Origin of the sequence: Thermococcus sp. 21S9, from assembly GCF_012027635.1 — an archaeon.
GTDB lineage: Archaea > Methanobacteriota_B > Thermococci > Thermococcales > Thermococcaceae > Thermococcus.
This window is the reverse complement of the sequence record NZ_SNUS01000001.1, coordinates 41,766-66,462: the sequence shown is the minus strand read 5'-3', so window position 1 is coordinate 66,462 and position 24,697 is coordinate 41,766. Positions and strand designations below refer to the sequence as shown.

31 protein-coding genes are annotated in these 24,697 nt (G+C 54.3%); 15 read left to right on the top strand and 16 right to left on the bottom strand.

Annotation, left to right across the window (positions count from 1 at the left end; genetic code table 11):
• Positions 1 to 55: 55 nt before the first annotated feature.
• Positions 56 to 1,075 (top strand): flap endonuclease-1, encoded by a 1,020-nt coding sequence (gene fen, locus E3E28_RS00380; RefSeq protein ID WP_167915044.1) that lies wholly within the window; start codon positions 56 to 58, stop codon positions 1,073 to 1,075.
• Here the strand turns inward: fen and E3E28_RS00375 are convergent.
• From E3E28_RS00375 to E3E28_RS00345, 7 genes are all read right to left on the bottom strand, one after another.
• Entirely contained in the window at positions 1,072 to 1,971 is a 900-nt protein-coding gene (locus E3E28_RS00375) for a transcription initiation factor IIB (protein ID WP_042690374.1), read from the bottom strand. The genes fen and E3E28_RS00375 overlap by 4 nt on opposite strands.
• Before the next feature lie 22 nt (positions 1,972 to 1,993).
• On the bottom strand, positions 1,994 to 2,287 hold the full coding sequence (locus E3E28_RS00370) for a hypothetical protein (protein ID WP_042690371.1): 294 nt from the start codon (positions 2,285 to 2,287) through the stop codon (positions 1,994 to 1,996).
• Positions 2,288 to 2,301: 14 nt separating this feature from the next.
• Complete coding sequence (locus E3E28_RS00365) at positions 2,302 to 2,640, bottom strand: DNA-binding protein (protein WP_167913596.1); 339 nt, start codon at positions 2,638 to 2,640, stop codon at positions 2,302 to 2,304.
• A gap of 73 nt (positions 2,641 to 2,713) precedes the next feature.
• Positions 2,714 to 3,166, bottom strand: coding sequence for a 30S ribosomal protein S19e (locus E3E28_RS00360; RefSeq protein WP_042690366.1), 453 nt, complete (start codon positions 3,164 to 3,166; stop codon positions 2,714 to 2,716).
• A gap of 3 nt (positions 3,167 to 3,169) precedes the next feature.
• Positions 3,170 to 3,580: a YhbY family RNA-binding protein gene (locus E3E28_RS00355; protein WP_014121791.1), complete on the bottom strand. Its 411-nt coding sequence runs from the start codon at positions 3,578 to 3,580 to the stop codon at positions 3,170 to 3,172.
• Positions 3,581 to 3,638: 58 nt separating this feature from the next.
• Positions 3,639 to 4,034 carry a type II toxin-antitoxin system VapC family toxin gene (locus E3E28_RS00350; protein ID WP_167913595.1) on the bottom strand — a complete coding sequence of 132 codons (396 nt, stop codon included), beginning with the start codon at positions 4,032 to 4,034 and terminating at the stop codon, positions 3,639 to 3,641.
• On the bottom strand, positions 4,031 to 4,279 hold the full coding sequence (locus tag E3E28_RS00345; protein WP_014121793.1) for an AbrB/MazE/SpoVT family DNA-binding domain-containing protein: 249 nt from the start codon (positions 4,277 to 4,279) through the stop codon (positions 4,031 to 4,033). Before E3E28_RS00345 ends, E3E28_RS00350 begins: the two co-directional genes overlap by 4 nt.
• 77 nt (positions 4,280 to 4,356) lie before the next feature.
• Between E3E28_RS00345 and E3E28_RS00340 the strand changes: the two genes are divergently transcribed.
• A complete protein-coding gene (locus E3E28_RS00340; protein WP_167915043.1) occupies positions 4,357 to 4,971 on the top strand; it encodes a hypothetical protein in 615 nt (204 codons plus the stop codon).
• Here the strand turns inward: E3E28_RS00340 and rpl18a are convergent.
• From rpl18a to E3E28_RS00305, 7 genes are all read right to left on the bottom strand, one after another.
• Positions 4,955 to 5,188, bottom strand: coding sequence for a 50S ribosomal protein L18Ae (rpl18a, locus tag E3E28_RS00335; protein WP_042690358.1), 234 nt, complete (start codon positions 5,186 to 5,188; stop codon positions 4,955 to 4,957). The two genes, E3E28_RS00340 and rpl18a, sit on opposite strands and share 17 nt — an antisense overlap.
• 45 nt (positions 5,189 to 5,233) lie before the next feature.
• Positions 5,234 to 5,920 carry a translation initiation factor IF-6 gene (locus E3E28_RS00330; protein ID WP_167913594.1) on the bottom strand — a complete coding sequence of 229 codons (687 nt, stop codon included), beginning with the start codon at positions 5,918 to 5,920 and terminating at the stop codon, positions 5,234 to 5,236.
• Between the two features lie 27 nt (positions 5,921 to 5,947).
• Positions 5,948 to 6,220: a 50S ribosomal protein L31e gene (locus tag E3E28_RS00325; protein ID WP_167913593.1), complete on the bottom strand. Its 273-nt coding sequence runs from the start codon at positions 6,218 to 6,220 to the stop codon at positions 5,948 to 5,950.
• Positions 6,221 to 6,230: 10 nt separating this feature from the next.
• Complete coding sequence (locus tag E3E28_RS00320; protein WP_167913592.1) at positions 6,231 to 6,386, bottom strand: 50S ribosomal protein L39e; 156 nt, start codon at positions 6,384 to 6,386, stop codon at positions 6,231 to 6,233.
• A gap of 80 nt (positions 6,387 to 6,466) precedes the next feature.
• On the bottom strand, positions 6,467 to 7,870 hold the full coding sequence (locus E3E28_RS00315; protein ID WP_167913591.1) for a CGP-CTERM sorting domain-containing protein: 1,404 nt from the start codon (positions 7,868 to 7,870) through the stop codon (positions 6,467 to 6,469).
• An 86-nt stretch (positions 7,871 to 7,956) separates the two neighbouring features.
• On the bottom strand, positions 7,957 to 9,243 hold the full coding sequence (locus tag E3E28_RS00310; protein WP_167913590.1) for a dicarboxylate/amino acid:cation symporter: 1,287 nt from the start codon (positions 9,241 to 9,243) through the stop codon (positions 7,957 to 7,959).
• A gap of 123 nt (positions 9,244 to 9,366) precedes the next feature.
• Positions 9,367 to 10,080, bottom strand: coding sequence for a biotin--[acetyl-CoA-carboxylase] ligase (locus E3E28_RS00305; protein WP_167913589.1), 714 nt, complete (start codon positions 10,078 to 10,080; stop codon positions 9,367 to 9,369).
• 124 nt (positions 10,081 to 10,204) lie between these two features.
• Between E3E28_RS00305 and fba the strand changes: the two genes are divergently transcribed.
• The 11 genes from fba (at position 10,205) to E3E28_RS00250 (ending at position 20,777) form a co-directional block, all read left to right on the top strand.
• Positions 10,205 to 11,050, top strand: coding sequence for a class I fructose-bisphosphate aldolase (gene fba / locus E3E28_RS00300; protein ID WP_167913588.1), 846 nt, complete (start codon positions 10,205 to 10,207; stop codon positions 11,048 to 11,050).
• 85 nt (positions 11,051 to 11,135) lie between these two features.
• Positions 11,136 to 12,929: a pyruvate/oxaloacetate carboxyltransferase gene (locus E3E28_RS00295; protein ID WP_167915042.1), complete on the top strand. Its 1,794-nt coding sequence runs from the start codon at positions 11,136 to 11,138 to the stop codon at positions 12,927 to 12,929.
• A 149-nt stretch (positions 12,930 to 13,078) separates the two neighbouring features.
• Positions 13,079 to 14,896: a carbon starvation protein A gene (locus tag E3E28_RS00290; RefSeq protein ID WP_167913587.1), complete on the top strand. Its 1,818-nt coding sequence runs from the start codon at positions 13,079 to 13,081 to the stop codon at positions 14,894 to 14,896.
• Between the two features lie 39 nt (positions 14,897 to 14,935).
• The gene (locus tag E3E28_RS00285) at positions 14,936 to 15,202 is read left to right on the top strand and encodes a hypothetical protein (protein WP_167913586.1); all 267 of its coding nucleotides are present in this window, start codon (positions 14,936 to 14,938) and stop codon (positions 15,200 to 15,202) included.
• Positions 15,203 to 15,211: 9 nt separating this feature from the next.
• Positions 15,212 to 16,213 (top strand): ArsA family ATPase, encoded by a 1,002-nt coding sequence (locus E3E28_RS00280; protein ID WP_167913585.1) that lies wholly within the window; start codon positions 15,212 to 15,214, stop codon positions 16,211 to 16,213.
• On the top strand, positions 16,194 to 16,484 hold the full coding sequence (locus E3E28_RS00275; RefSeq protein WP_167913584.1) for an iron-sulfur cluster assembly protein: 291 nt from the start codon (positions 16,194 to 16,196) through the stop codon (positions 16,482 to 16,484). The genes E3E28_RS00280 and E3E28_RS00275 overlap by 20 nt, the downstream gene beginning before the upstream one ends.
• Positions 16,484 to 17,140, top strand: a complete 657-nt coding sequence (locus tag E3E28_RS00270; RefSeq protein WP_167913583.1) for a hypothetical protein — start codon at positions 16,484 to 16,486, stop codon at positions 17,138 to 17,140. The genes E3E28_RS00275 and E3E28_RS00270 overlap by 1 nt, the downstream gene beginning before the upstream one ends.
• 44 nt (positions 17,141 to 17,184) lie before the next feature.
• Positions 17,185 to 17,469 carry an AbrB/MazE/SpoVT family DNA-binding domain-containing protein gene (locus tag E3E28_RS00265; RefSeq protein WP_342764454.1) on the top strand — a complete coding sequence of 95 codons (285 nt, stop codon included), beginning with the start codon at positions 17,185 to 17,187 and terminating at the stop codon, positions 17,467 to 17,469.
• Positions 17,466 to 17,873, top strand: a complete 408-nt coding sequence (locus E3E28_RS00260) for a type II toxin-antitoxin system VapC family toxin (RefSeq protein ID WP_167913582.1) — start codon at positions 17,466 to 17,468, stop codon at positions 17,871 to 17,873. The genes E3E28_RS00265 and E3E28_RS00260 overlap by 4 nt, the downstream gene beginning before the upstream one ends.
• A gap of 1 nt (position 17,874) precedes the next feature.
• The gene (locus tag E3E28_RS00255; protein ID WP_167915040.1) at positions 17,875 to 18,657 is read left to right on the top strand and encodes an alpha/beta hydrolase; all 783 of its coding nucleotides are present in this window, start codon (positions 17,875 to 17,877) and stop codon (positions 18,655 to 18,657) included.
• 68 nt (positions 18,658 to 18,725) lie between these two features.
• The gene (locus E3E28_RS00250) at positions 18,726 to 20,777 is read left to right on the top strand and encodes a hypothetical protein (RefSeq protein WP_167913581.1); all 2,052 of its coding nucleotides are present in this window, start codon (positions 18,726 to 18,728) and stop codon (positions 20,775 to 20,777) included.
• On the opposite strand, the gene E3E28_RS00245 is transcribed toward E3E28_RS00250, so the two are convergent.
• On the bottom strand, positions 20,770 to 21,789 hold the full coding sequence (locus tag E3E28_RS00245; RefSeq protein WP_167913580.1) for an adenylosuccinate synthetase: 1,020 nt from the start codon (positions 21,787 to 21,789) through the stop codon (positions 20,770 to 20,772). The genes E3E28_RS00250 and E3E28_RS00245 overlap by 8 nt on opposite strands.
• Positions 21,790 to 21,947: 158 nt before the next feature.
• Between E3E28_RS00245 and E3E28_RS00240 the strand changes: the two genes are divergently transcribed.
• Positions 21,948 to 22,241 (top strand): hypothetical protein, encoded by a 294-nt coding sequence (locus tag E3E28_RS00240; protein WP_167913579.1) that lies wholly within the window; start codon positions 21,948 to 21,950, stop codon positions 22,239 to 22,241.
• 31 nt (positions 22,242 to 22,272) lie between these two features.
• Positions 22,273 to 23,193: an SDR family oxidoreductase gene (locus E3E28_RS00235; RefSeq protein WP_167913578.1), complete on the top strand. Its 921-nt coding sequence runs from the start codon at positions 22,273 to 22,275 to the stop codon at positions 23,191 to 23,193.
• Here E3E28_RS00235 and E3E28_RS00230 read toward each other — a convergent pair.
• Positions 23,178 to 24,617 carry a hypothetical protein gene (locus E3E28_RS00230; RefSeq protein WP_167913577.1) on the bottom strand — a complete coding sequence of 480 codons (1,440 nt, stop codon included), beginning with the start codon at positions 24,615 to 24,617 and terminating at the stop codon, positions 23,178 to 23,180. The genes E3E28_RS00235 and E3E28_RS00230 overlap by 16 nt on opposite strands.
• Between the last annotated feature and the right edge of the window lie 80 nt (positions 24,618 to 24,697).

Below are 24,697 nucleotides of genomic sequence, written 5' to 3'. Positions count from 1 at the left end.
GTAGGCCGAGGCAAACCCTAAATACTCCTTTCCCTACTTTTCTTGGGTGGTGAAGATGGGAGTCCAAATCGGCGAGCTGATTCCGCGGAAGGAAATCGAGCTGGAGAGGCTTTATGGAAAGAAAGTGGCGATTGATGCCTTCAACGCCATGTACCAGTTCCTCTCGACCATAAGACAGCGCGATGGGACCCCCCTCATGGATTCGAAGGGCAGGATAACCTCTCACCTGAGCGGGTTCTTCTACAGGACGATTAACCTGATGGAGGCTGGCATAAAGCCCGCCTATGTTTTCGACGGCGAACCACCGGCGTTCAAGAGGCGGGAGCTTGAGAAGAGGCGTGAAGCCAGAGAGGAAGCCGAGGAAAAGTGGCACGAGGCCCTTGAGAGGGGTGACATAGAGGAGGCCAAGAAGTACGCGATGAGGGCGACTAAACTAAACGAGACCCTCATAGAGGACGCCAAGAAACTGCTCCAGTTAATGGGTGTTCCGGTGGTTCAGGCCCCGAGCGAGGGTGAGGCTCAAGCCGCCTATATGGCCTCAAAGAAGGACGTCTACGCCTCCGCGAGCCAGGACTACGACAGCCTCCTCTTCGGGGCGCCGAGACTCGTCAGGAACCTCACGATAACCGGGAGGAGAAAGCTCCCCGGGAAGAACGTCTACGTCGAGGTTAAGCCCGAGCTCATAATCCTTGAGGAGGTTCTCAAGGAGCTCGGCATAGACAGGGAGAAGCTAATCGAGCTGGCCATTCTCGTCGGGACGGACTACAACCCCGGTGGAATCAAGGGAATCGGGCCCAAGAAGGCCCTGACGATAGTCAAGCGCTCGAAGGACCCGCTGGCGAAGTACCAGAAGATGAGCGACGTTGATTTGTACGCGATAAAGGAATTCTTCCTAAACCCGCCAGTCACGGACGACTACGAGCTCAAGTGGCGCGAGCCCGACGAGGAGGGAATCCTCAGGTTCCTCTGCGATGAGCACGACTTCAGCGAGGAGCGCGTTAAGAACGGCCTTGAGAGGCTAAAGAAAGCAGTGAAGGCGGGAAAACAGAGAACGCTCGAGAGCTGGTTCCGCTAAAGCGGTATCTTGAGGTTCAGCTTGTCAACGAGCTCCTTGTAGCGGTTCCGAACTGTGACCTCAGTGACGCGCGCGACCTCGGCCACTTCCCTCTGCGTTCTTTTCTCTCCCTCGAGCAGTCCCGCTATGTAGAGCGCCGCCGCAACCAGACCGGCCGGGCTCTTTCCGCTCGTGAGGCCCTTCTCGTAGGCTTCCTCAAGTATCTGGATTGCCCTTCTCCGCACCTTCTCGCTCAGGCCGAGCTCGTCGGCGAACTTGTTCACGTAGTCCGTCGGTTTAACGAAGAGCTTCTTCGGGGTGAGGTTGAGGTGCCTCGCTATGAAGCGAAAGCTCCTTCCGATTTCCTTTTTATCAACGCGCGAGATGTCGGCTATCTCGTCGAGCGTTCTGGGGACCTTCAAAAGCCGGCAGGCTGCATAAACGCAGGCCGCTATAACCGCTTCAATTGAGCGACCCCTTATGAGGCCCTTTCTGACCGCCTCCCTGTAGAGCCTTGCTGCCTCCTCCTCAACGTGCCTCGGGAGCTTGAGCTGGCTCGCTATCCTGTCGAGCTCACTGAGCGCGAACGCCAGATTCCTCTCAGCGGCATCGCTGACCCTCAAACGGCTCTGCCACTTCCTGAGGCGGTACATCTTCTCCCTCATCAGGCCGGTGAGGGAGCGGTCTATCCCTATGTCGGTCGAGAGACCCTTATCGTGGAGGAGTATGCTCTCCGGCGCTCCAACGCGCGCCCTCTTCTCCCTCTGGCTGGGGTCGAAGGCTCTCCACTCCGGCCCCTCATCGACGACGTTCTCCTCGATGACGTAACCGCAAACCTTACAGACTATTTCACCCCTGCTGGGGTCGTAAATGAACTCGGTAGAGCCACAGACGGGACACACTCTCTTCCCGCTCACTCAAACACCCCCGGCCGGCGGGCTATTTTGCAAGCCCCTTATAAACCTTAACTTTCGGAAAGACGAACTTCAACAGCCAGAGCAGGTCCTCCTTCTGGAAGGTTATCCTCTCCAAAACCCGAACGTCCCAGTCGTCTTCAACTATGTTGGCGTAAATCCAGAGGAAAACGGGGTTCTCCTCACTACCCACGTGCCGGTTCTTGTAGAGGACGTCAGCCGTGCCGTCCTCGTTCTTCCTCACGGAGACAACCTTCCAGGTGTCGAGACTGACCTCTCCCTTTTCGTCGAGAATCTTCACTATCTCCCGCGCGTCCATTAATGCACCGTCCGCTACCACTTAATCCTGAACTCCCTTCTCGTCCTCGCGTCAATTTGGGCCAGTATTTTCTTCAGCTTGGCGTCGTCTATCGGCTCCCTTATCTGGCCTGCCTGATAGAGCTGAACGAGGACGAGCTCAACCTGTCTCGCGAGTTCCGGCTTGACGAGCTTAACGCGACCGAGCCTCTCCCTCGCGTCCGGCGTCAGGATTTTCCTCATTATCGCGTCAATCTGGGCCTGGAGTTCCATCTCCTGCTTTATTGCCTCCTCCTGGGCCTTCTGCTGTTCGAGGTACTTCTTCTGAAGCTCCATGAGCTTGCGCTTCCTAATCTCCTCAATGTCCTCGGCCATGCCCCTCACCTCCGGTTCAGGCTCAGAAGCGGGAGTTAAAAAGGTATTGGGTGGGATGTGAGAAAAGGGGAGCTCAGTACTTCTTGAGCTCCGGAATCTGCTCCTCAAGCTCCTTCTTGAGCTCGGTGGCAATCTTGTCAAGGAAGCTCTGGCCCTTCGGGGTTATGACCCTTCCCTCTCCTGGAACCTTCTGGACGAAACCGGCCGCTTCAAGCTGCTGGAGGGCCTTCCTGATTATGCTTCCTCCGGCCTTGTAGAAGTGCTCCGGGGCGTGTCCGCGGTTCTTCCTGCCCCCGTACCAGGTCCTGAGCCTCTCGATTCCGACGGGGCCGTCGATGTAGACCTTTCTGAGTATGCTGGCAACGCGGTAGTACCACCAGTCGTCCTGCTCTGGAAGTCTCTCCTTGTGCCTTCCGGTCTTAACGAAGGGCGCCCACTCGGGGGGCTTTATCTCCTCAACCTCTTTGAGTGCCTGCGCGACCCTCTCGACGAGCAGGTCACCGGGAACGTCATAGACAGTCGCCATCTTTCAATCCCTCCCCTTTCTAAACTTCTTCCTGAAGTTAGCGATGTCGAGCCTGACTTTACGGACGGGCTTCTCCCGCCTCTCAGCCGACGCCTTTCTTTCAAGGCGCCTTAAATACCTTTCCCAGCCTTCCCTCGGTTTGAACAATATAAACCTTTTGCCCCTGACGTCTATCAGCTCGCTGTCGGTGAGCTCAGCTACCTTCTCCGCTATGGCCTTCCTGTCCATTCCGGTCGAGATGAGCGCTCCCTTCCTTATCTCGACCTTAAGGACACCGTCCTTCTCAAGCTGTGTCTCAATCTCCTCAATCACGCTCTCGGCGAGACCCTTCTTACCAATCCACGCTCGCGGTTCGATGTCGTAGTATCTCGCGCGCAGAGCTCTCCTCACTTTACCGGGTAAGCGTTTCTCCATCTCTCTCACCTCTTAACCTCTCGCCCGGAAGGGCCTTAAAAAGGTTGGCCTTTTAAGGCTATTTGCCGAACCTCTCCATGACATCCTCAGGCGTTAGAACCTCGGGAAGCCAGCTGAAGTGCTTCTTGTTGTAGGTAACCAGCGGAGCGTTGAGCTTCAGAGCCAATGAGCCTATCATGTAGTCCCTCGCGTTCTTCGAGAAGTCCCAGCGACCGAGGGCAGATTCCACCGCAAGCTCTGCACATTCCCAATCAAAGTCCATAACCTCAATTGCCAGCGAGTTGAAAACGGCCATTAACTTGCTCCTAGCTTCGGCGAGACCCTTTCGTCTGGCATATTTGTAGAGCAGTTCCATATAAACCACCGAACTCGTTACTGGCTCAAGGTCTGAGTGCCTCAACCATTCGAGAAAGGTCCTGTTGTTGAAGACGTTGGTATCAAGCACAACGTTCATTCCTCTCCCTCCAGCTCGCGCAGAGAGCGTTCTATACCCCTCGCCAGTCCCTGCCTAACTTCTTCAACTGTCTCGTCTATGTCGCTTGTTATCTCGCTAAGCTCCTTGAGGAGGTCAGTAAGCTTCATCAAAACGTAACGATTTCCCTCCCTAACGAAAACCACCTCATCTCCTGCCTTTATTCCAAGCGCCTCCCGAACCTCCTTGGGTATCGTGACCTGGTATTTCTTCGTGACGACTGGCATTACCTTCACCGATATGGTATTACACTCAACCCTTAATAACCCCTGCGGTCGCTAATAAGCCCGGGACGGTGATGACGATGAAGGTTCACCACCTCTACTCCGGCGGGAAGGATTCAAGTCTGTCGGCGTGGATTCTAAGCCAGCTCGGCTACGAGGTTGAGCTCGTAACGGTCACCTTCGGCCTGCTCGACAACTGGAGGTACGCGAGGGAGACCGCTGAAAGGCTCGGCTTCAAGCATAGAGTTCTGGAGCTTCCCCGTGAAATCCTTGAAACAGCAGGGGAGATGGCAATAAGCGACGGCCACCCGAACAACGCGATACAGTTCATTCACGAAAGGGCTCTGGAGGCTCTGGCTTCTCTTCCCGAGGTGGAAAAGGTGAGTGATGGGACGCGGAGAGACGACAGGGTTCCGCTCCTCGATTTGCCTAAAGCGAGGTCGCTGGAGGACCGCTTCGGCGTTGCCTACATTCGGCCCCTCCTCGGCCTCGGCTACAAGACGATACGCGAGCTGACCGAGAGGCTCTTTGTAGTCGAAATCCGGGAGAGCGAGGAGCTTGAAAAGGCAGACTACGAGGTCGAGCTGAGGTATCTCCTCAGGGAGAATGGCATAGACCCGCTCAAAATCTTCCCCAAGAGGCACTATCAGTCAAGGGTTCTGGGGTGGAAAAGAGAAATCAGAGCTCGAGGCTGAGCCTCCTGACTATCGGGTTCTCGGCCTCTTCCGGCTTTATCTCCTCGATGCTCTCAATCCATATCTTGGTCCTTGGAACGCGGTGCTTGCTCCCTATCTCCGAATAAACCAGCTCAACGACGTGCTCCGGCTTGAGAGCGCGGTACTCCTTGGTGAAGGGCTGTTTGAGCTTACCCCTCTGGAAGATTCCCTTAACGCGGTAGACCTTGACCTCCATTTCCATCCCTCCTTCAGCGGGCCTTTGAAGGTGAACTTTTAAGCTTTATCCGAGGAAGCCTAAAGCCTCTTCAATCTTCACTATCTCAGGACCCGTCGTCAGGTGTCCGACGACGACGCCGTGCGAGTTGGCTATCATGCACGAGCCAACGAAGGGAACGCCCATGTTGGCGGTTCCAACGTATATATCGACCTTGAAGAGGTCGCTCAGCCACTCAAGCTCCTCGTCGGTCGCCTCGGGGTGCACGAGACCGCCCTTGTTGGTAACGACGCCGACGCTTCCAACCGCGGTGTAATCGGCTATGACTCCCCGCTCAACCGGAACGCCGAGTATGTCCTCAATCTTCCTCGCTTCCTCCATCGTGAAGTCCTTGCTAACTAAAGCACCCTTGTCGTTGGCGAGAATCAGGTTTCCGAAGGCGGTGAGCCTGCTCTGGAAGGGGACGACCTCCATGTCAATACCGTACTCCCTGAGCTGGTCGTTTATGAAGTCGAGCTCGGCGTCCCAGATGTACCAGGGGACTATCAGGGCGTTGGAGTTGCCGGCAACGAATATGCCGACGATGCGCGACTTCATGACGCTCGTCTCGATGAGCGGGACCTTCAGAACTTCTCTGAGGGTCTCTAACTTCTTCTCGCCGAGGCCCTCTCTAATGATGGCTACCCTGTCGGTGGCGAAGCCGTAAACGCCGATATATGGAGAGTTTTCAAAATCGAGCCTCTCGATGTGCATCTCTTCACCTCTAAAAAGTGGTTAAAATCAGGCCAGGGAGACCTTCGCAACCCTCTTGCCGTCAACTTCCTCGACGACGACCTTAACGCGGAGCTTGTTGGGTGGCTTCTCCGCTCCGCGCTCCCAGAGCTTCTCGTTGACGGCCGGGTCGAGCTTGACCTCCTCGGCCTTGGCGTGCCTCGCTATCCACTCGCGGACGAAGCGAGCCGCTCTCGGGGCCCTCTTCCAGCGCGGAACGCGCTTCTTTATCTTCCTGATGGGAACGACGAATATGACTTCCTGACCGGGCTTAATCGGCATCTACATCACCTCACTCCTTGAGCTTGGTTCTCCTCCAGTGCCTCCTCTTCGGGTGGGTGAGAACCTTTCTGTTCGTCTTAACGATAACCCAGACGGGAACGCGCCTGTTCTGCTTGTTAGCCTTCGCGAGCCTGAGCTTCTTGGCGAGTGGCTTGTACCTTGACATGGTCACACCTCCCCTCACAATGCCTGTTGATGCTTTGGGAATGCGTTTTTAAGCTTTTTCGTGGGGGAAAGAAAAGAGGGTCAGCGCCTCCTCCTGAGGAGGAGTGGCAGAACGGCGAGGCCAACTATAAGGGCCGGTCCGCAGATGCCGTTTCCTTCTTCGGCTTTGACAACGTATTTGAACTCGACGTTGTCTGGGACCTGCGCCATAAGAGCCTTGTAAGCATCGGCTGGGACGCCGTAGCGGATGTACACGTTGCTCTCTATGAGGACTTCTCTGTCGTTGAGCTTGGTTACCTTCATCACAACGCTACCTGCCTTTGTTTTGACGTCTATGCTCTGTGGGAGTGAAACGAACTCGTAGCCTTCCGGAAGCTTAATCCTGGTAACTTTCGTCTCGTTGATGGCAGCGTTGAGCCTGTAGGGAAAGCTCATGTTTCCGAGTTCAAGCTTCGGGTCGTAGTCGTAGATGTACGTGTTGTTGACCTTGCTCACGAATCCCTGGAGAACCCAGTGGTATTTCACCACCAACGGCCCAGTTGAGTTGACGTTGAGTATCGAGACGTTGCCGGAGATGACCTTTATGCCCTTGCTCTGGAACATCTGGGCGTACTTCTGGTAAATGCTCTGCTCGGCCTGCTGGAGTCCCTGGTATGCGAACTGGACTTTTATGTAATTAATGTATGCCTCCGGCTTAACGTACTCCTCAACGGTGTCGAGGATTGTTTTGTCGCCTTCGACGGTTATGTTGTTGTAAATTCTCATCTCCCAGGTGGTGTAGTTCTCCACGCCGGCTTTTCCCGTGTACTTAATCATCACGGGCTCAAGCTTGGCGTACAGAACCTTCAGGTCGTCCTTTGTAATACCCTTCTTGAGGTAGATAATCGAGTGAGCCCTAACGGTGTCCCCGGTCACGTTGACGTCCAGCTGGATGTAACTGCCGTTGGACTCAACTTTGAAGCCCTTGGTGACGTTCTCAATCTTGGCCCCGGGTGGAAGGTGCACGGTGAAGTAGTTTTCAAGGTACATCGAGCCGTTAACTGCCGTCGGGTCAATCCTTGAGAGGTCAACTATGCGTAGGGCGTCAAGTGAAATCTCCCAGGCGTTATCGTAGGAGTAGTAGCGCGCGAAGTTGGGAATGGTGCCGTTTATTACGGTCACGAGGGGTCCCGTTGTGTTGTAGCCGAGGATTTGGGCTGTTGCGTTCTCCAGGCTGAGACCGAGCTGTGAAAGAACCTGCTGTTCCTGGCTTATGAACAACTGCGTCGCGTTTTTGAGTCCCATCTGAAGTATGCTCTGCTTCGTCTTGTTGACCATGTCCTCAGGACTGTAAAATATTGTCTTTAGGGATACGTTGGCGCTTCCGTCCCATGAAACCCAGTACTCGTTCTTCTGAACCTCTTTGTAGTCGCTCGATGCTGAAACTCCTCCCGCGATAATTCCGACGAGCAGAAGAGCGACTACCAAAAATCCAAGCTTCCTCATGTAACTTTACCTCCAGTTGTCCTGGCCTTAAAAACGGGAGAGGGTATATTAAGTTTGCCCAAATTGCCCAAAATTAAAGGAAAGGGTCAGTCGCGCCACTTGCTCTCGTCGAGCTCTCCCTCAGTCTTGGCAACTATCGTCGTTCCAGTCAGGTCTCCGGTAACGTTGACCATCGTTCTGCCCATGTCGAGTATCGCGTCAATGCCAAGAATCATTGCGTAGGCGAGTGCAACGGGGCTTCCGGGGCTGAGGTCGAGGCCGACGCTCTGGAGGACCATCGCGAGCATTATCGCTCCGGCACCGGGAACGCCCGCTGTTCCTATCGAGGCAAGAACGGCCGTGAGGACTACTATCAACTGCTGGCTCAGCGTGAGCGGGTGGCCGATGGCGTTGGCAACGAAGAGCACCGTGACACCCTGGTAGAGCGCGGTTCCGTCCATGTTTATCGTGGCGCCGAGTGGAAGCGTGAAGGAGTAGATTCCCCTGTCAACGCCCATCTCCTCCTCCGCGACGCGCATGGTCACTGGCAGGGTTCCACTTGAGCTCCTCGTGACGAAAGCGGTGAGCATCGCGTCCTTCGCCTTCTTAATGAACTTTATCGGGTCGATGCCGAAGAGCTTGAGGAGGGCAAAGTACGTCACGACAATCTGGAGGAAGAGACCGAGGTAAACGGCGACGACGACCTTGGTGAGGGGCCCGACGACCTTCAATCCTTCCTTGGCCATGACGTAGGCGATAAGGGCAAAGACACCTATCGGCGCGTACTGCATGACACCACCGACGATGAGGTACATCGCCTCGGCCAGGCCGTCAAAGACCCTCAGCAGGGTTTCTGCGGACTTTCTAACGCGCTCCTCCTGCCTGTTCATAAGGTAGGTTATCGCTATTCCCAGAATTATGGCGAAGAATATCGTCTGGAGAACGGCGCCGTTTGAAAGCGAGGCGAAGGGGTTGGTCGGCACTATGTTGAGGAGGGTCTGGACGAGGGAGGGGCTTTTGGCCTCGATGGCCTTACCGGTTCCCGAACCAAGGTGGACGTTCGCCCCGACGTTGAAGAGCCTGCCGACGATGAGGCCAAAGAACACCGCCATAGCGGACGTAGCAAGGTAATAGAGTATTATCTTGACACCGACGCGACTGAGGCGAGCGGGGCTTATGCTCGCCGCACCGACGACCAGCGACGCGAGGATAATCGGCATCACGAGCATCTTCAGCAGTCTGACGAACAGGTCACCGAAGGGTTTAATGTACGTCGCCACGAAGTCAGTCCAGCCAAAATGACCCGCCACGAGTCCGAAAATCGCACCCAAAATTAAACCGTAGAGTATCTTCCATAGAACCGGGTAGTCGAGGTACTTTCTCAGTAGGCCCATCTTTTCACCCCCTGCTATTCAAGCAATATACAAAAAGTTAACCGGCGGGGTTAATATTTATGACACCATGATTTTAACTTTTTCGCAGAATTTTTGATAAAATGACAAAATATGAGCATAGGTTCACGGGAAGCGCAGAGAAACGTCGCCGTATAGTACCCTCTCCACGGATTCGCCGGTATCCACCAGGAGGGCCCCGGAATCGTCTATCCCAACGGCGCGCCCTCTAATCACAATTTCCCCGTCTTCGAGTATCACAACGTCCTTTCCTATAACCGCGCTCCGGGTTCGCACCGACCGCAATATCTCCCCGTGGCGACCGCTCTTGAAGAGACTGTACCAGTAGGAAAGCGACCTGAGCAGTGCGTCGAGAACTCTCTCCACTTCCGGTTCTCCCCCGAGCAACTCCGCCATTGAAACGGCACTGTCCCTTAGCTCTTCTGGAACCCTGTTGTTGACGTTTAGGCCTATGCCGAGAAGGGCGAAGGAGTTGAGCTTGCACTCACTCAGGATTCCGGCTATCTTCCTTCCATCAACGAGGACGTCGTTTGGCCACTTTATCTCGGCCGGAATGCCGTACCTTGCGAGTGTGTCAACGACAGCAAGAGCCCCGATGAAGACCAGCTTCGGGACGTGTTCCGGGCTCGACCTTGGCTTTAGAATGGCCGTCATCCAGAGGCCCCCTTCTGGGGAGGCCCAGTTCCGGCCCTTTCGGCCCCGTCCCGAGGTCTGTCTTTTGGCAACCACAACGGTCCCCTCGGGAACGTCCTCCGCTATCTCTCTCGCGTAATCATTGGTTGAGCTTACCTCTGTGAGCCTGATTATCCGCCACTCCATAATTGAACACCACTTCATCGTTCGTCGAAAGGGATTTAAACGATTGCGGAAAACCATTGGGGGTGGTAATAATCACAGGGAAAACCTTAAATCCCCCTTGAATATATCACTCACGGTGATGTAAATGGACGCATACCAGAGCGTTGGTATCCGGAGGAGACTCCGGCGGTTTTTTAGAAGGGACGGAAGGGCGTTAATCTTCGCGATGGACCACGGCTTCGAGCACGGGCCGACCGATTTTGAGGAGCACTGGGAGCACGTTAACCCGAGGATAATCCTCCGCAAGGTCGTCAGGGCGGGAATAGACGGCGTGATGATGCTCCCCGGAATCGCGAGGATTGCCGGCGACGAGGTCAAGCCCAACGTCGGTTTGATGATAAAGCTCACCAGCAAGACCACCCTCCGCCCCAAGGAGGAACAGCTCCTCCAGAGCCAGCTCGGCTTCGTTGAGGATGCCGTCAAGCTCGGCGCCGACGCGATAGCGGCGACCGTCTACTGGGGCTCACCTCAGGAGGACGTTATGATGCGTCAGTTCGCGGAGATAGCGAGCTACGCCCACGACCTCGGCTTCCCGGTCGTGCAGTTCGCCTATCCACGCGGACCATACATAAACGAAAAGTATGGCCGGAAAGAGGACTACCGCGTCGTCATGTACGGGGCGAGGGCTGCGGCAGAGAGTGGCGCGGACATGATAAAGACCTACTGGACCGGCTCAAAGGAGACTTTCGCCAAGGTCGTCGATGCAGCAGCCGGTGTTCCCGTTCTCCTCAGCGGAGGGGCAAAGACGGAAAACCCAGTTGATTTCCTCAAGCTCGTATGGGAGGTCATAGAGGCCGGTGGTTCTGGAGCTGTCGTCGGGAGGAACATCTTCCAGCGCGAGAACCCGGAGCCCTTCATAAAGGCCCTTCTCAGGGTAATCCACAGGAACGAGGACCCTGAGGAAGCAGCTAAGGCCGAGGGATTGCTCTGATTTCGACAGCTGTCTAATTCTTCTTCTTTTCCCGTCGTAAGACTTTTAAAGCTACGTACTCTTCTGCGCACCGGAGGTGATGGAATTGGCGAGGGTCGAGATTATAGACACGACTTTCCGTGACGCTCACCAGTCGCTGATAGCGACGAGAATGACGACTGAGGACATGCTGAAAATCGCCGAAACGATGGACAAAATAGGCTTCTACTCGATGGAAGTCTGGGGTGGGGCGACCTTCGACGTCTGCATACGCTATCTTAAGGAGGACCCCTGGGAGAGGCTCCACCTCCTTAGGGAGCACATAAGGAAGACGAAGCTCCAGATGCTCCTTCGCGGTCAGAACGTCGTCGGCTACAGGCATTATCCCGATGATGTCGTTGAGAAGTTCGTGGAGCTTGCCCATAAGAACGGAATAGACATCTTCCGCGTCTTCGACGCCCTCAACGACGTCAGGAACATGGAAGTGGCCATAAAAAAGGCCAAGGAAGTCGGAGCGGAGGTTCAGGGGGCGATAGCTTACACCACAGGCAAAATCTTCACGCTGGAGTACTACATGAAGAAGGTCGAGGAGCTCTTAAGGCTCGACGTTGACGTCATAACGATTAAGGACATGGCCGGCCTGCTTACCCCCTGGAAGGCCTACGAGCTGGTCAGTGAGATAAAGGAGACCTATGGCGTCCCCGTTAACGTCCACACCCATTCGACGACGGGAATGGCGGTGGCGACCTATCTGAAGGCGGTGGAAGCAGGGGCAGATTACATCGACACTGCCATAAGCCCGCTCGCCTTCGGAACGGCCCAGCCGGGAATACAGACCATATGGCACGCCCTTCCCGAGGCCGTAGGTTCTCACCTCGACAGGGAGCTAATCCACAGGATTTCCCGATACCTGAAGAAACTCCTCGAGGAGAAGTACTGGGGGTTACTTCACAAGGAGACGCTCATGGTCAACCCATACGTCCTCAAGTACCAGGTTCCCGGCGGAATGTTCTCCAACCTCATCGCCCAGCTCAAGGAGATGAACGCCCTCGACAGGCTCGATGAGGTTCTCGAGGAGATTCCGCGCGTTAGAGAAGACCTCGGCTGGCCTCCTTTGGTTACCCCGACGAGCCAGATAGTTGGAACGCAGGCCGTTCTCAACGTCCTCTTTGGTCGTTACAAGCAGATAACCCAGCAGGTCAAGGACTACATTAGGGGCCTCTACGGAAGGCCTCCGGCGGAGATAAACCCGGAACTCAAAAGGCTCGTCCTCGGCGACGAGGAGCCGATAACCGAGAGGCCGGGAAGCCTGCTCAAGCCTCAACTCGAGGAGTGCAGGAAGAAGCTTGAGGAGCTCGGCTACCTCCACAAGGAGGAGGACGTTCTAACCTACTGCCTCTTCCCCGAGGTCGCCCTCGAGTTCTTCAGGGCGAGGGCTGAGGGACGGGTGAAGGTCGAACCGCCCAAAAAGGCCTCGAAGGTGAAGATATACGTCAACGGCGTCGAGTTCGAGGTCGGCATCGAGGGTGTTGATTTGAAGGCGCTTGGATACCTGTCGGGGGTTGGAGGAGCCGTTCCGGCTCATGTCAGCGCTCCCTCGGCGGGTTCTGCTCCAGCCCCTGCATCAGTTTCTGCTCCTGCTCCGGTTAGTGCTCCGGCTCCTTCGCCGGTTCCCGCGGGTGCTTCGCCCAACACTGTTACTGCTCCAATGCCGGGTAAGATTCTCAGGGTCCTCGTGAGCGAGGGGCAGGAGGTTAAGACTGGCCAGGGGTTGGTTGTGCTTGAGGCCATGAAGATGGAGAACGAGATTCCCGCTCCGAAAGACGGCGTTGTGAAGAAGCTTTACGTGAAGGAAGGCGACACCGTAAACACCGGCGACCCGCTCGTAGAACTCGGGTAACGAGGAGTCGTGTTAAGCCCGCTTCATTGAAAATCTCTTTTTTCCTCCTCCTTTCCGTGAAAAGTCGAAATATTTTCGGCTTTTTGCCGAAAGGCATTTAAGTACACAATATGTACATTGTAGTGCAAAACCCCAGTGGAGGTGCAACCATGAACTCGGCTGTAATAATCTTGATAGCGGCGGCCATTTACGTCGGTTTGTATTTTAGCTACGGTAAGGCCCTGCAGAATAAGGTTGTCAGGGCAGACCCCAACAGGCCAACACCCGCCCACAAGCTCTACGATGGCGTTGACTACGTCCCAGCGAACCCAGTAGTGCTTTACGGCCACCACTTCGCCAGTATCGCTGGAGCGGGACCAATCGTCGGTCCTGCTGTTGCAATGGCCTGGGGATGGCTTCCGGGACTCCTGTGGGTCTGGTTCGGAAACGTCTTCATCGGTGCCGTTCATGACTATCTGGCACTGATGTCATCTGTGCGCTACGATGGTAAGTCTGTCCAGTGGATTGCAGGAAAGCTCATGAGCAAGAGGACTAGCATGGCCTTCGAGCTCTACGTCTGGTTCTCGCTCGTGCTCGTCGTCGCGGCCTTCGGAGCGGTCATCAGCGGTATCTTCTACAGCACTCCTGGAGCGGCAACGGCCTCATGGCTCTTCATGCTCGTTGCGGTAATCCTCGGCCTGCTCCTCTACAAGTGGCAGATTGACTTCAAGCTTGGTACTGTAATAGGAATCCTGATGCTCATCGGTGCAATATACGTCGGCTTCAAGTACCCGATACACGCCAGCACCCACACCTGGCTCATCGCCCTCGGTCTGTACGTCATCATAGCCTCCTCACTGCCCGTCTGGATTCTGCTCCAGCCCAGGGACTACCTCAACGCCTACATACTCTGGTTTGGACTGATTCTCGGTGGCCTTGCCTTCATAATCGTCGGAATTAAGGGTGTCGGAACCTTCACGGCACCGGCCTTCACCAGCTGGAGCGCCAACGTCGTCGGTGGCAAGCCCTCACCGTTCTGGCCAACGATTCCACTGGTCATCGCCTGTGGAGCGCTGAGCGGATTCCACTCCATCGTCGGCTCGGGAACAACCAGCAAACAGCTTGACAACGAGCTTCACGGCCTCATGGTCGGCTACGGTGGAATGTTCACCGAGGGCTTCCTCTCAACGCTCGTTATATCGTCCATAGCCGTCTACGGACTCCAGGTCTTCCAGACCCTCAAGATACCGGTTACCTACGACAACTGGGGAAGCCAGTACGCCATTCAGGTCGTCTCCCACAAGCTCAAGGTCGGAATCTTCGCCAAGAGCTACGCCCTCGGTGTCCACAACGCCTTTGGAGTCTCCGCGGAGGGTGCGGCGCTCTTCGCGAGCCTCTGGGTCGCGGCGTTCGCCCTGACCACGCTCGACACTGCGACGAGGCTCGGTCGCTTTGCCTGGCAGGAAATCATGGAGATGGCCATTGGTGGAATCCAGGCGAAGATAAAAGAGGAAGAACAGAAGTTAAGAGAGTCAAAGGAGAAGAAAGAATCCAAACTACTAGGAATCCTGAAGACCCTAAACAACATATTAGAGGCTCTCAAGAACAAGTGGGTCGCGTCACTAATCCTCGTGTTCTTCGGAATCTACATGGCCTGGGGAGGCAACTGGCTCATCATCTGGCCGGCCTTCAGCGGTATGAACCAGATGCTCGCCAGCATTGCCCTCATGACGGCATCTCTCTGGGTTGCAAAGGTCCAGAATCCAAAGGGCACCTGGAAGTGGGCGGTGATAATCCCAGCGCTCTTCCTTTGGATTACAGTGACCGCGGCACTGATATGGTTCCTCGTCTACGTCTCGATACCCAAGGGGCAGACTTGGGTCAGCATTATAACCATCGTGGGCCTGCTCCTGAACCTGATGCTGGTCATCGACTGGTACGTGGCATGGAAGAAGCCGGCCGAGGAGTACGCCGCGATGGCCAGCTGAGGCTTTCGTTCTTTCCTTTTTCCTTCTGGAGGTGAGAGCTTGCAGAAGATTCGTGACTTCTTGAAGGGATTCGGCGAGGCCTTCAAGCATCAATCGACGGAGTACATAGAGTTCGAGTTGAGGGAACTCGAGAACGTCTTCGCGCTCATCCTGATGGGTTCGTTCGTGGGAATCCCAAGTCCACCAACCACGCTCGTCATGAGGCTCATGCCCCACATGGTCAAGGAAATCCGCGTTATGGAGAGTCGCGCCGTGAACCTCGACGACGTCTTCGCTGAAGTCGCCGGAATGTTCGATATAGACTGAGGTGGTAGCATGAGGGAGTACCTCGTTCCCAAGGAGGGCTTCAGGGTCCTTTTTGTCATAGGAAAGGGTGGGGTCGGCAAAACCACGACGAGCGCTTCAATAGCCGTTGGATTGGCCGAGAGGGGATACAAAACGCTGATAGTGTCCCTCGACCCCGCCCACAACCTCGGCGACGTCCTCATGGAGAAGCTGAACGACAAGCCTAAGAGAATCCTCGACAACCTCTACGCGAGCGAACTCGACATGGAGAAGCTGATTAAGGCCTATCTCAAGCACCTCGAGAAGAACCTCAAGAACATGTACCGCTATCTGACAGTCATAAACCTCGAGAAGTACTTCGAGGTCCTCAGCTACTCCCCGGGAATCGAGGAGTACGCGACGCTTGAGGCCATAAGGGAAATCCTGAGCGAAGGTGACAAGTGGGACGTTATCGTCTTCGATACTCCTCCCACGGGCCTAACGCTCCGCGTTCTCGCCCTTCCGAGGATTTCCCTGATATGGGCAGACAAGCTGATTGACATAAGGCGCAAGATACTCCAGAGGAGGAAGGCGATAGCCAAAATCAAGGGGGAGGAAGAGTACGAGATAGACGGGGAGAAGTTCAAGCTCCCGAAAGACGAGGCGGAAGACCCCGTTATGAGGGAGCTCCTCCAGTACAGGAGGGAAGTTGAATTCGTCGAGAAGGTGATAACCAACCCCGAGAAAACGAGCGTCGTTGCCGTTATGAACCCCGAGATGCTCCCGCTCTACGAGACCGAGAGGGCCTACGGGAGCCTGAAGAAGTTCAACGTCCCGCTGAGGCTCATAGTGGTGAACAAGGTAATCCAGCTCAAGGAAGAGGTTCCGGAGCTGAAGGTCAAGATGGAGGCCCAGAAGAGGGTTCTCGAAGAGGTCGAGCGGAAGTTCAGGGGCATAGACGTCATAAAGCTCCCGATGTTCGCGGAGGAGCCGAGGGGCCTCGACTGGCTCAGAAGGCTCGGGGGAATGATTCTTGAAGGAGGAGGTTCTTGAGTTGCTGAAATCAGTTAAGAACCCCTTCACCGGGGTTGACATCGTGAGCGAGGGGCTCGTTTCGACGATTATTGAAGATGAGGAGGGGATACAGATATACCTCGCCTTCGCCCGGAACACTCCTCCAGGTCCGGTTTCAAGCGCCCTCGCCTGGCCGGTTCAGGCGAGGATAATCAAGGACATCGTGAAGGTACTCGAGGAAGCGGGAATAGGAAAGTTTGAAATACTCGACGACACTACACTCCAGAGGTATTACCCGGGTGATGTATGATGGAAATAAGTCCAACCCTGCTGTTCGCGCTCATGGTTGTTGCCGCGCTGACATCGATTCAGTTCTACAAGGGCCGGAAGCTCAATCTCCAGCTGATGCAACACTACCTCCGCTCAATCGAGGAGGTTGTAAAGCCCGAGGACAAGGACTACGTGTGGCTCGGTGGCTACATCGGCTTCCGGGCGGTGTATAAGGTCAACCGCGACAACATCAGGAAGTTCGAGTACACGCTAACGCTCCTCCCGAGGCACAGCCTCCTCTACTTCCCGGTTGCTCTCCTCACGAGCAGGCACGACAAGATTTACTTTGTCATCAGACCCTTCGCAGAGATTAAGCGCGAGGCCCACCTAATCCAGAAGGGCTACTACCGGCTCAGCCCGAACATCGAGAACGAGGACTTTCTCCAGAGAGAGACAATTGAGATAGCCGGCAAGGAATACGAGGCACTCTACGAGAAGAAGCGGGACGTAATCAAACTTAAGGAGCTCGTCGAGAGCCTTTCAAACCCCCACAACGTCAAGCACGTCTCCCTGACGCCTAAAACAAACGTCTTCTACGTCCTCATGAAACCCGAGCCCGATACCATTGAACGGGACGTTGAGAAGCTCGTCCGATTTGTCAACGAGAAGCTCAGGGAGAGCGCGTTTTCCTCTTGACTTTTCTCGAAAGCTTTATTTTGTTGAACCGCGAGTTATACAGGGTGATACCTTTGGTTAGCATACGCTTGAAGGTAGGCCCCAAGGGACAGATTGTCATCCCCAAGGTTTTTCGCGAGGCCTACGGCATAAAGGAGGGCGGGGAAGTCATAGTTGAGCCTACGGAGGAAGGTCTCGTCATCAAAAAACCACCGAGCAAAGAGGAACTCCTTAGAAAGCTCAAGGAGTATCACGAGAAGCGAAGAGGCACTAAGCCGGCAAAACTGGGAGAGCTGAAGGGGATAAGCCTTGAAGACGAGTTTGACGAGGTCTGGGGGATTGAGGAATGAAGCTCTTCATCGATACAAACCTTTTCGTTTATCTCAACTCGCGGATTCCAGATGATATCGCCGACGAGCTCGATGAATTCTACGCTGACCTTACTCAGAAGCATGAACTCTACACGGACGTGCTGGTTCTTGATGAACTAATCCACGTCTCAAAGCGCAAGTACGGAATAGCTTACAAGGATACACTCGAGTTCATAGACGACATCGTTCTGCCCGCGGTTAGAGTTCTTCCACTAACGTTTCAGGACTATTTAACAGCCAAGGGGGTTATCTTCCAGTACAACCTCCGCCCCTCCGATGCCCTCCACGTTGCGGTTATAGAGAACAACGGTCTCCAAGCGATAGTTAGTGAAGATGAAGATTTTGACGTTCTCCCCCTTAAACGGGTCTGGCTAGGTGATTGAGATGGAGGTTTACAGGGAAAAGTTCGGCGAACCGGAGCTCGGTTGGGTCGTCCTCGTTCACGGCCTTGGGGAGCACAGCGGAAGGTACGAACGACTGATTAGGGAGCTCAACGAGGCCGGCTTCGCGGTTTACACCTTCGACTGGCCCGGACACGGCAAGAGTCCTGGCAAGAGAGGGCACACGAGCGTCGAGGAAGCTATGGAAATAATTGATTACATAATTGAGGAATTAGGTGAGAAGCCTTTTCTCTTCGGCCACAGTCTCGGCGGTTTGACCGTTATCCGATACGCTGAGACGAGACCCGACAAGATTAGGGGAGTAATAGCTTCGTCTCCAGCCCTCGCTAAGAGTCCGGAAACGCCGGGCTTTATGGTGGCCCTCGCGAAGTTCCTCGGAAAGGTCGCCCCCGGCCTTGTTCTCTCCAACGGCATAAAACCTGAACTTCTCTCAAGGAACAAAGATGCCGTGAGGAGGTACGTTGAGGACCCGCTCGTCCACGACAGGATTTCGGCGAAGCTCGGAAGGAGCATCTTCGTTAACATGGAGCTGGCGCACCTTGAAGTGGAGAGAATAGAAGTCCCGGTTCTCCTGCTCGTTGGAACCGGGGACGTGATAACGCCCCCTGAAGGCTCAAGAAGGCTCTTTGAAAGGCTTAAGGTGAAAGACAAAACGCTCCGGGAATTTGAGGGAGCCTACCACGAGATATTCGATGACCCCGAGTGGGCGGATGACTTTCACAGGACAATCGTTAGATGGCTCGTGGATAGGGCTTACTCGAAGTGATTATTAACCCCTTTTTACGTGCCATAAACTATTTATCCCTCCCCACCGAATTCTTACGGGGAGTCACTATGCCCTGGGAACCTTCGATAATACTGCTTGCACCCGAGGATTTCATAGTGGAAGGCCTTGCCGAGCTCCTTAACAGGGCCGGCTTTAATGAAACCGGGAGGGAGTACAAGAGAAGAGGTAAATCGCGCCTCGTGATAGTCACCGGCGAGAGGGAGGACCCGTTCCACGGAAAGGAAACGCTTGCCGTTGCATTATTGCGCGGAAAACCCCGGAGGGACTGGCTTGAAAAGGCACTGTCCGGGCACGGGAGGGTTGTCCTGATAACCCTTGACGGGCTTGACTACGGTCTCGACGGTGTTACCGTGCTCGGACCCGAATGGCTTGCCGAGGCTTTCAACCGCTACGAGATTGAACCGCCGAAAACCCTTCTTGAGAAGTTCCTTCCCGAGCGCGAGAGGCCGGAGAAGCTGAAAGAGTTTGTCCTCGACGGCCCACTTGTGGAGCCGGTCTCGTCCCAAAAGCTCGTGGACGAGGCAAAGCGGGTCGTGTCCTACAAGTTCAGCGTTCGGCCGGAGGAAATCAAGCTTGAGGGTCTAAAACTGAAGTTCAAACCCGTCTACGTCGTCTCGTGGTCGAGGGAAAACGAGAGCGGTAAGGCGTTTTATGATGGGAAAAAGGTCGTACTGAACGTTGACGGTGAGCTCAAGGGCCTTGCGATGAAGGTTCTCCTGGAGGACGTTGCAACCGTTCTGGCGACGGAAGTGGAGGTCGGGGAGGAAACGGACCCAACGAAGCCCGTCGTTGAGGAGGCCGTTAGAAAGGGATGGCTCGACCTGCGGGTTCTTCACTCAAGGAAAGCCTACGTGCCCGAGGGCGCGGTAATCCTCTTCTCCATTGGGCCCAGAACTGTTAGGGTTTCCTTCGACTTCACGGTCGGTCGCGTGAGTGCTGAGGGAGAGCCCCTCGGCGAGGAAGAGCTCGTTAAGCTGGCGAGGGAGCGCGTCAGGGCTGAACTCGGTGAAGAGCCCCTTACCCTGGAAATCGTCCGCAGGGGACGCTTTACCCTGATGAGGGGCAAGGCCAGGAGGTATCTCTTCGAGATAGAGCTGAACTCTTACAGCGGAAGCGTCAGGAGGTTCCAGCCCGTCCTCACCGAGGAGGCAATGCTCGAGGTCGTTCTTTCAAAGTACAGCGATGGGCATGTCATAGGCGTTGAGAGGCGCCCCAGTGCTGTCTTCGTTGACATTCTGGCCAACGGAAGGGTTCTCGTCCTGAAACTCGACCAGAAGACGGGTGAAATCGTTGACACAAGGAACCTGGGTTCTCCCGAGGAGTTCCTTAGGAAGACCGCGGGTGAAATTTTGGATGTCGTCAAAGACCTTGAGCTGAAGTCCTGTCAGGTTATGGACCACGAGGTCGTCAGGGCCGAGTTTGAAGGCAACGGCCTCAGGGCGTACTTAGCATACGACGGTGAGACCGGGGAAATCCTTGAGACGGCCCTTGAAATAGGTTCCAGTGTGGCGGTTGAACTCGCGGTCAGGAAGTACCGCCGTTACAGTGTCCTCTTCACCGAGGAGGTTGAGAAAGGGTTTACACTCACCCTTGAGGGCGACAGGGACGTCGTTAAGGTCTTCGTCTCCCGCTCCGGCGAAATTCAGGAACTCGACCGCTTCCTCAAAAAGGAGGTCGTTGAGGAAATTGCGCTCTCCAAAATCCGCGAAGTCGAGCCGAGCCCCTCAATTGAAGGCCTCAAGCTGTCCGACCACTGGGAGGTTGAATTTACCGGTGTGAAGGCCTTTGGACGGCTGACGGTTCACAGGACGAGCGGAGAGGTCCTCGACTTTGACTACCAGTACATCGAGAGCGTCATAACCAAGGCCTTCACGGAGTTCGTGAAGAAGAGCTACGGGGACACCATAGAGGTTGAGTGGATAGCGCACAACCTTGAGGAGGGCTACGCGGGAATAAAAGGAGTCGGAAGGAGGGGAATCTACTTCGGCAAGTACAACACCCTCACAGGGGAGCTAATCGAGCATGATTTCGTTCCGGGAAGTGGCATCACCTCAAAGCTCAAGCTGGCCCAGGTCGAGGGCAAGTACGCCGTCAAATGACGTCTCGCCTGTCGATGATGTGCTCCAGCTCGGGCCCGGTCTTTATGAGTCCAACCGGAACTCCAACTCTCTCCTCTATTTCCTCCACGAACTCCTTCGCCCTCTTCGGCAGTTTATCGTAATCGGTTACGCCGAAGGCTTCCCTATCGTATTTGTCGAGCATCGTCAAAGCGAGCATCGTCGCTCCGTTGATTCTTGCGGAGTAGCGGGCGAACTCGAAATCGAACCAGCCGACGCGCCTTCTCCTGCCGGTTACGGTTCCGTACTCGACGAGACCGAGCTTTTCCGCTTCCTCCTGGCTCATCTCCGTCGGGAATGGTCCGGCTCCAACCCTTGTCGGAAAGCTCTTGAAGACCACTATGACGTCGTCAACCCTCGTCGGGCCTATTCCGACGTCGCTCGCTATTGCTGAGGCTGTGGTGTCCTTGGAGGTCACGTAGGGGTAGGTGCCGTAGTAGAGGCTCAGCCCGAACCCCTGGGTTCCCTCGATGAGGACAAGCTTCCCCTCGTCGAGCGCATCGTTCACTTCCTGGGCGACGTCTGTCAGGTAGGGCTTGAGCTCCGGAATATCTCTCGCGAGCTTCGCCTTCCTCATGACCCTATCAGCGTTAGCGGGCCCACAACCACTCCCCGTCGTTCCTATCTTCTCATGTAGGTGGCTGTTGGAGCGGTCGAGTTGCTTGTGCTTCTCCTCGATTATCGCGCAACGGTGGTCTATTCCAACCCTCTCGGCGACGTTGAAGTCACTGAGGTGTTTAAGCTCGTGGAAGAAAACCTCCGGGTCAACGAGAACGCCGGCACCGACGAGAAGCCTCGCCTTTGTTTGCATGAAACCCGTGGGAAGCTGTCTCACCGCGTACTTCTTCCCGTTGATAAAAACGCTGTGTCCCGCGTTCGTCCCAACGCCGCCGCGTGCTATGACTTCGGGCTCGTCCTTCAGGGCAAGGTATGCTATGATTGAACCTTTTCCCTCGTCTCCCCATTGACCGCCAACAACGATGTAGCTCGGCATGGCTCCTTACCAACGTTTAAGTCAATAAGGGCCTTATAATGGTTTCGAAGTTGACATTACAATGTCAATTTAGTGTTCCCCTGGCCCCGAAGTTTCAACGCTACGGAGCACAACCTTAAAGTACGTTGGTGCCCAATGTAGTAATGTGATGCCCAATGGTGAAGGCCCCCAAGGTTGACGTTAAGGTTGTCCTGGAAAACGGCAAGTTGCTTCTCGTTGAGTGTCCCAGCGAGAAGGTAATCTGCGAGTTCACCTTGGACGACCTTGCGGAGATTATCGAGTTCCGCTACGCAACGCCCTGGAACAAGAGCAAGGACATCCTTGAAAAACTAATCATTATCATAAACGACCTCGTTAATGCTTATTCAAACGTTCCCGAGAGGCCCCCTACGAAGGAGGACCTGATGAAGGCCGTGAAGCTCAGGATGAGTTACTCGGAGAAAGAAACTTAAGGGGCCCTGTTCTACTTCCCTGGGGTTGAACATGAGGAACAAGCTAATCGTCGTCACCGGGGGAGCCGGCTTCATAGGTTCGCACATAGCCTGGGAGCTGGTCAAGGATAACGATGTCATCGTTATTGACAACCTCTACACCGGAAAAGCCGAGAACATCCCGCCTGGTGCAAAGCTGGTTAAGGCCGACATAAGGGACTACGAGGCGATAGCCGAGCTGATAAGCAACGCCGACTACGTCTTCCACGAGGCGGCACAGGTGAGCGTCGTCGAGAGCATACGCGACCCGATTTTCACAGAGGAAGTCAACGTCCTTGGAACCCTCAACATCCTCAGGGCTCTTCTTGATGGGCACGGAAAGCTGATATTCGCATCCTCGGCTGCGGTCTACGGTGACAACCCCAACCTTCCGCTGAAGGAAACGGAACGGCCGAGACCGCTCTCACCCTATGGCGTGACTAAGGCGACGGTAGAGGAGTACCTTCGCGTTTATCACAAGCTCTACGGTTTACCTGTGGTTTCTCTCCGCTACTTCAACGTCTTCGGGCCGAGGCAGGGCTTTAACCAGTACGCGGGAGTGATAAGCATTTTCATCAACAGGGCCCTGGCCGGAGAGCCCCTTGTAATCTTCGGTGACGGCAAGCAGACGCGCGACTTCATCTACGTGAAGGACGTCGTTAGGGCGAACATTCTCGTGGCCGAGAGCAAGAAAGCGAATGGAAGGGTCTTCAACGTCGCAACCGGAAAGCAGACGAGCATTCTCGAACTCGCGATGAAAATTATCGAGATAACCGGGACGACGAGCTCGATAGTCTTTGACAAACCAAGGCCCGGCGACATAAGGCACAGTCTCGCTGACATAACGGAAATCAAGAAGCTCGGCTTCGAGCCCGAGTGGAGCCTCGAAGGGGGACTTAAGAAGACGGTGGAGTGGTATCAAGGCCGGAAGTAGATAGTGAAAGTGTATTCTCCACCACCTATACTTGCTCCACAGTCAGATGGGATTGTAACTTTTGGGGAGGGATTTGCTATGGGTCTTAACCCAATCCAGTCGTATATGCTTGGTCCTCCATAACGTTGTCCAAGGATAAGGTATTGGCTTAAACTTAGACTGCTATCCCAGTAACCATTAATGAACCCGAACATTTCAAAATACACTTTAGTGTGCACACTGCCATTATAGAGGTAGTTAACTATTGAATAAATTCCCGGTCCCCAGGAGGGTAGGGTTCCCACCGGTGAACCTCCATTGTTAACACTGTCTGGGGTGCTTCCCTGGACTACATATATTGAATCATTTCCAGTGGCCCCCAATCCGTAGTAGTATCCAGTATTATTATCTACGACGGGGATGAAGTATGGGCCAAGCCATGTAGGTAAAACTATACTTCCCAAAGAGGGCTTTCCTAATGTGGCATTGGTATCCATTGCGTATCCGGGGTATCCCGATTGTATGAAGTTATACGTATTGTAATTTACAAGATACGTTTGTCCTCTAATGAACCTCCCCCTCAATGATATTTGGGTGTCATTAAAGTACCAGAACACGCGATATGGGTCAAAATATTGACTAATGCCTGTTCCGTTTATGTGAACGACTAACTGTTCAATGGAGTTTGCGGGGACTGTGTAGTTTACCCAAAACCAAATTTTTCCATTTGTTGAATCGTTGAAGGCCCAGAAATACAGAGGGTTGCCTGAGGAATCCGTTATGTACACCTTAGAGATATTGGGTATACACAGGGGGGATAGTGTGAAGTTCACTACGTAATCCTTCAGCCCCGGGTTGTTGGTATTGTTCACGGTTACATTGATTTGGGTTATGTTCACGGGAGGAGGCACATAGCTTGAGGAACCTACTCCAATGCCCGAAATAACAACCCCAATCTTTCCAACACATGATGTTTCTCCACCGAGAATTATTCCCGTGGCATTTCTCACTTGAGGGGCTGGAATGCGAAAGAGTGCAGATACTATGTACGAAGGGGTTGAGTTTAAGGAGAGCTCATACACCGTCCCTGAATTAACCCCTGTTTTTGAAGTGAAAGTTGCAAGTATTGTATCGTTAGAAAAACCCCCTGTATTTATGTTGTACCCATAGATTACAAGCTTGACTGTGAGATTGACAGTTCCAACGACATTATTCGAGAATATAACTGTGGCACCCGCTAACGTCCAGGTTTGTATTATACTTCCCGTTTTGTTCCATTCCAGTGAAATCGTTGCCCAAGAAATTGGGCTTTGTAAGTAACAGTTCCCGTAACCGATGGGTTGTGTGTGGACGGTAATATCCGGGACAGCAAACCCTAACCCAAGGGTGATAGCGACTATAATGGCAATTGAAGCAATCCCTCGAAGCAGTTTGATTTCATCCATCATTGTTATTTGTTGAGATTTGCTTAAATCGTTAACCTTTTTTAATCCAAAGGAATCCTGCAAAAATTATAATAAGTAAA

What these genes read in the sequence shown, in the direction of transcription:
- fen (WP_167915044.1), top strand. Translation starts at nt 56, where the DNA reads ATGGGAGTCCAAATCGGCGAGCTGATTCCGCGGAAGGAAATCGAGCTG.
- E3E28_RS00370 (WP_042690371.1), bottom strand. Translation starts at nt 2,287, where the DNA reads ATGGACGCGCGGGAGATAGTGAAGATTCTCGACGAAAAGGGAGAGGTC.
- E3E28_RS00365 (WP_167913596.1), bottom strand. Translation starts at nt 2,640, where the DNA reads ATGGCCGAGGACATTGAGGAGATTAGGAAGCGCAAGCTCATGGAGCTT.
- E3E28_RS00360 (WP_042690366.1), bottom strand. Translation starts at nt 3,166, where the DNA reads ATGGCGACTGTCTATGACGTTCCCGGTGACCTGCTCGTCGAGAGGGTC.
- E3E28_RS00355 (WP_014121791.1), bottom strand. Translation starts at nt 3,580, where the DNA reads ATGGAGAAACGCTTACCCGGTAAAGTGAGGAGAGCTCTGCGCGCGAGA.
- E3E28_RS00350 (WP_167913595.1), bottom strand. Translation starts at nt 4,034, where the DNA reads ATGAACGTTGTGCTTGATACCAACGTCTTCAACAACAGGACCTTTCTC.
- E3E28_RS00345 (WP_014121793.1), bottom strand. Translation starts at nt 4,279, where the DNA reads ATGCCAGTCGTCACGAAGAAATACCAGGTCACGATACCCAAGGAGGTT.
- E3E28_RS00340 (WP_167915043.1), top strand. Translation starts at nt 4,357, where the DNA reads ATGAAGGTTCACCACCTCTACTCCGGCGGGAAGGATTCAAGTCTGTCG.
- rpl18a (WP_042690358.1), bottom strand. Translation starts at nt 5,188, where the DNA reads ATGGAGGTCAAGGTCTACCGCGTTAAGGGAATCTTCCAGAGGGGTAAG.
- E3E28_RS00330 (WP_167913594.1), bottom strand. Translation starts at nt 5,920, where the DNA reads ATGCACATCGAGAGGCTCGATTTTGAAAACTCTCCATATATCGGCGTT.
- E3E28_RS00325 (WP_167913593.1), bottom strand. Translation starts at nt 6,220, where the DNA reads ATGCCGATTAAGCCCGGTCAGGAAGTCATATTCGTCGTTCCCATCAGG.
- E3E28_RS00320 (WP_167913592.1), bottom strand. Translation starts at nt 6,386, where the DNA reads ATGTCAAGGTACAAGCCACTCGCCAAGAAGCTCAGGCTCGCGAAGGCT.
- E3E28_RS00315 (WP_167913591.1), bottom strand. Translation starts at nt 7,870, where the DNA reads ATGAGGAAGCTTGGATTTTTGGTAGTCGCTCTTCTGCTCGTCGGAATT.
- E3E28_RS00310 (WP_167913590.1), bottom strand. Translation starts at nt 9,243, where the DNA reads ATGGGCCTACTGAGAAAGTACCTCGACTACCCGGTTCTATGGAAGATA.
- E3E28_RS00305 (WP_167913589.1), bottom strand. Translation starts at nt 10,080, where the DNA reads ATGGAGTGGCGGATAATCAGGCTCACAGAGGTAAGCTCAACCAATGAT.
- fba (WP_167913588.1), top strand. Translation starts at nt 10,205, where the DNA reads ATGGACGCATACCAGAGCGTTGGTATCCGGAGGAGACTCCGGCGGTTT.
- E3E28_RS00290 (WP_167913587.1), top strand. Translation starts at nt 13,079, where the DNA reads ATGAACTCGGCTGTAATAATCTTGATAGCGGCGGCCATTTACGTCGGT.
- E3E28_RS00280 (WP_167913585.1), top strand. Translation starts at nt 15,212, where the DNA reads ATGAGGGAGTACCTCGTTCCCAAGGAGGGCTTCAGGGTCCTTTTTGTC.
- E3E28_RS00270 (WP_167913583.1), top strand. Translation starts at nt 16,484, where the DNA reads ATGGAAATAAGTCCAACCCTGCTGTTCGCGCTCATGGTTGTTGCCGCG.
- E3E28_RS00260 (WP_167913582.1), top strand. Translation starts at nt 17,466, where the DNA reads ATGAAGCTCTTCATCGATACAAACCTTTTCGTTTATCTCAACTCGCGG.
- E3E28_RS00255 (WP_167915040.1), top strand. Translation starts at nt 17,875, where the DNA reads ATGGAGGTTTACAGGGAAAAGTTCGGCGAACCGGAGCTCGGTTGGGTC.
- E3E28_RS00250 (WP_167913581.1), top strand. Translation starts at nt 18,726, where the DNA reads ATGCCCTGGGAACCTTCGATAATACTGCTTGCACCCGAGGATTTCATA.
- E3E28_RS00245 (WP_167913580.1), bottom strand. Translation starts at nt 21,789, where the DNA reads ATGCCGAGCTACATCGTTGTTGGCGGTCAATGGGGAGACGAGGGAAAA.
- E3E28_RS00235 (WP_167913578.1), top strand. Translation starts at nt 22,273, where the DNA reads ATGAGGAACAAGCTAATCGTCGTCACCGGGGGAGCCGGCTTCATAGGT.
- E3E28_RS00230 (WP_167913577.1), bottom strand. Translation starts at nt 24,617, where the DNA reads ATGGATGAAATCAAACTGCTTCGAGGGATTGCTTCAATTGCCATTATA.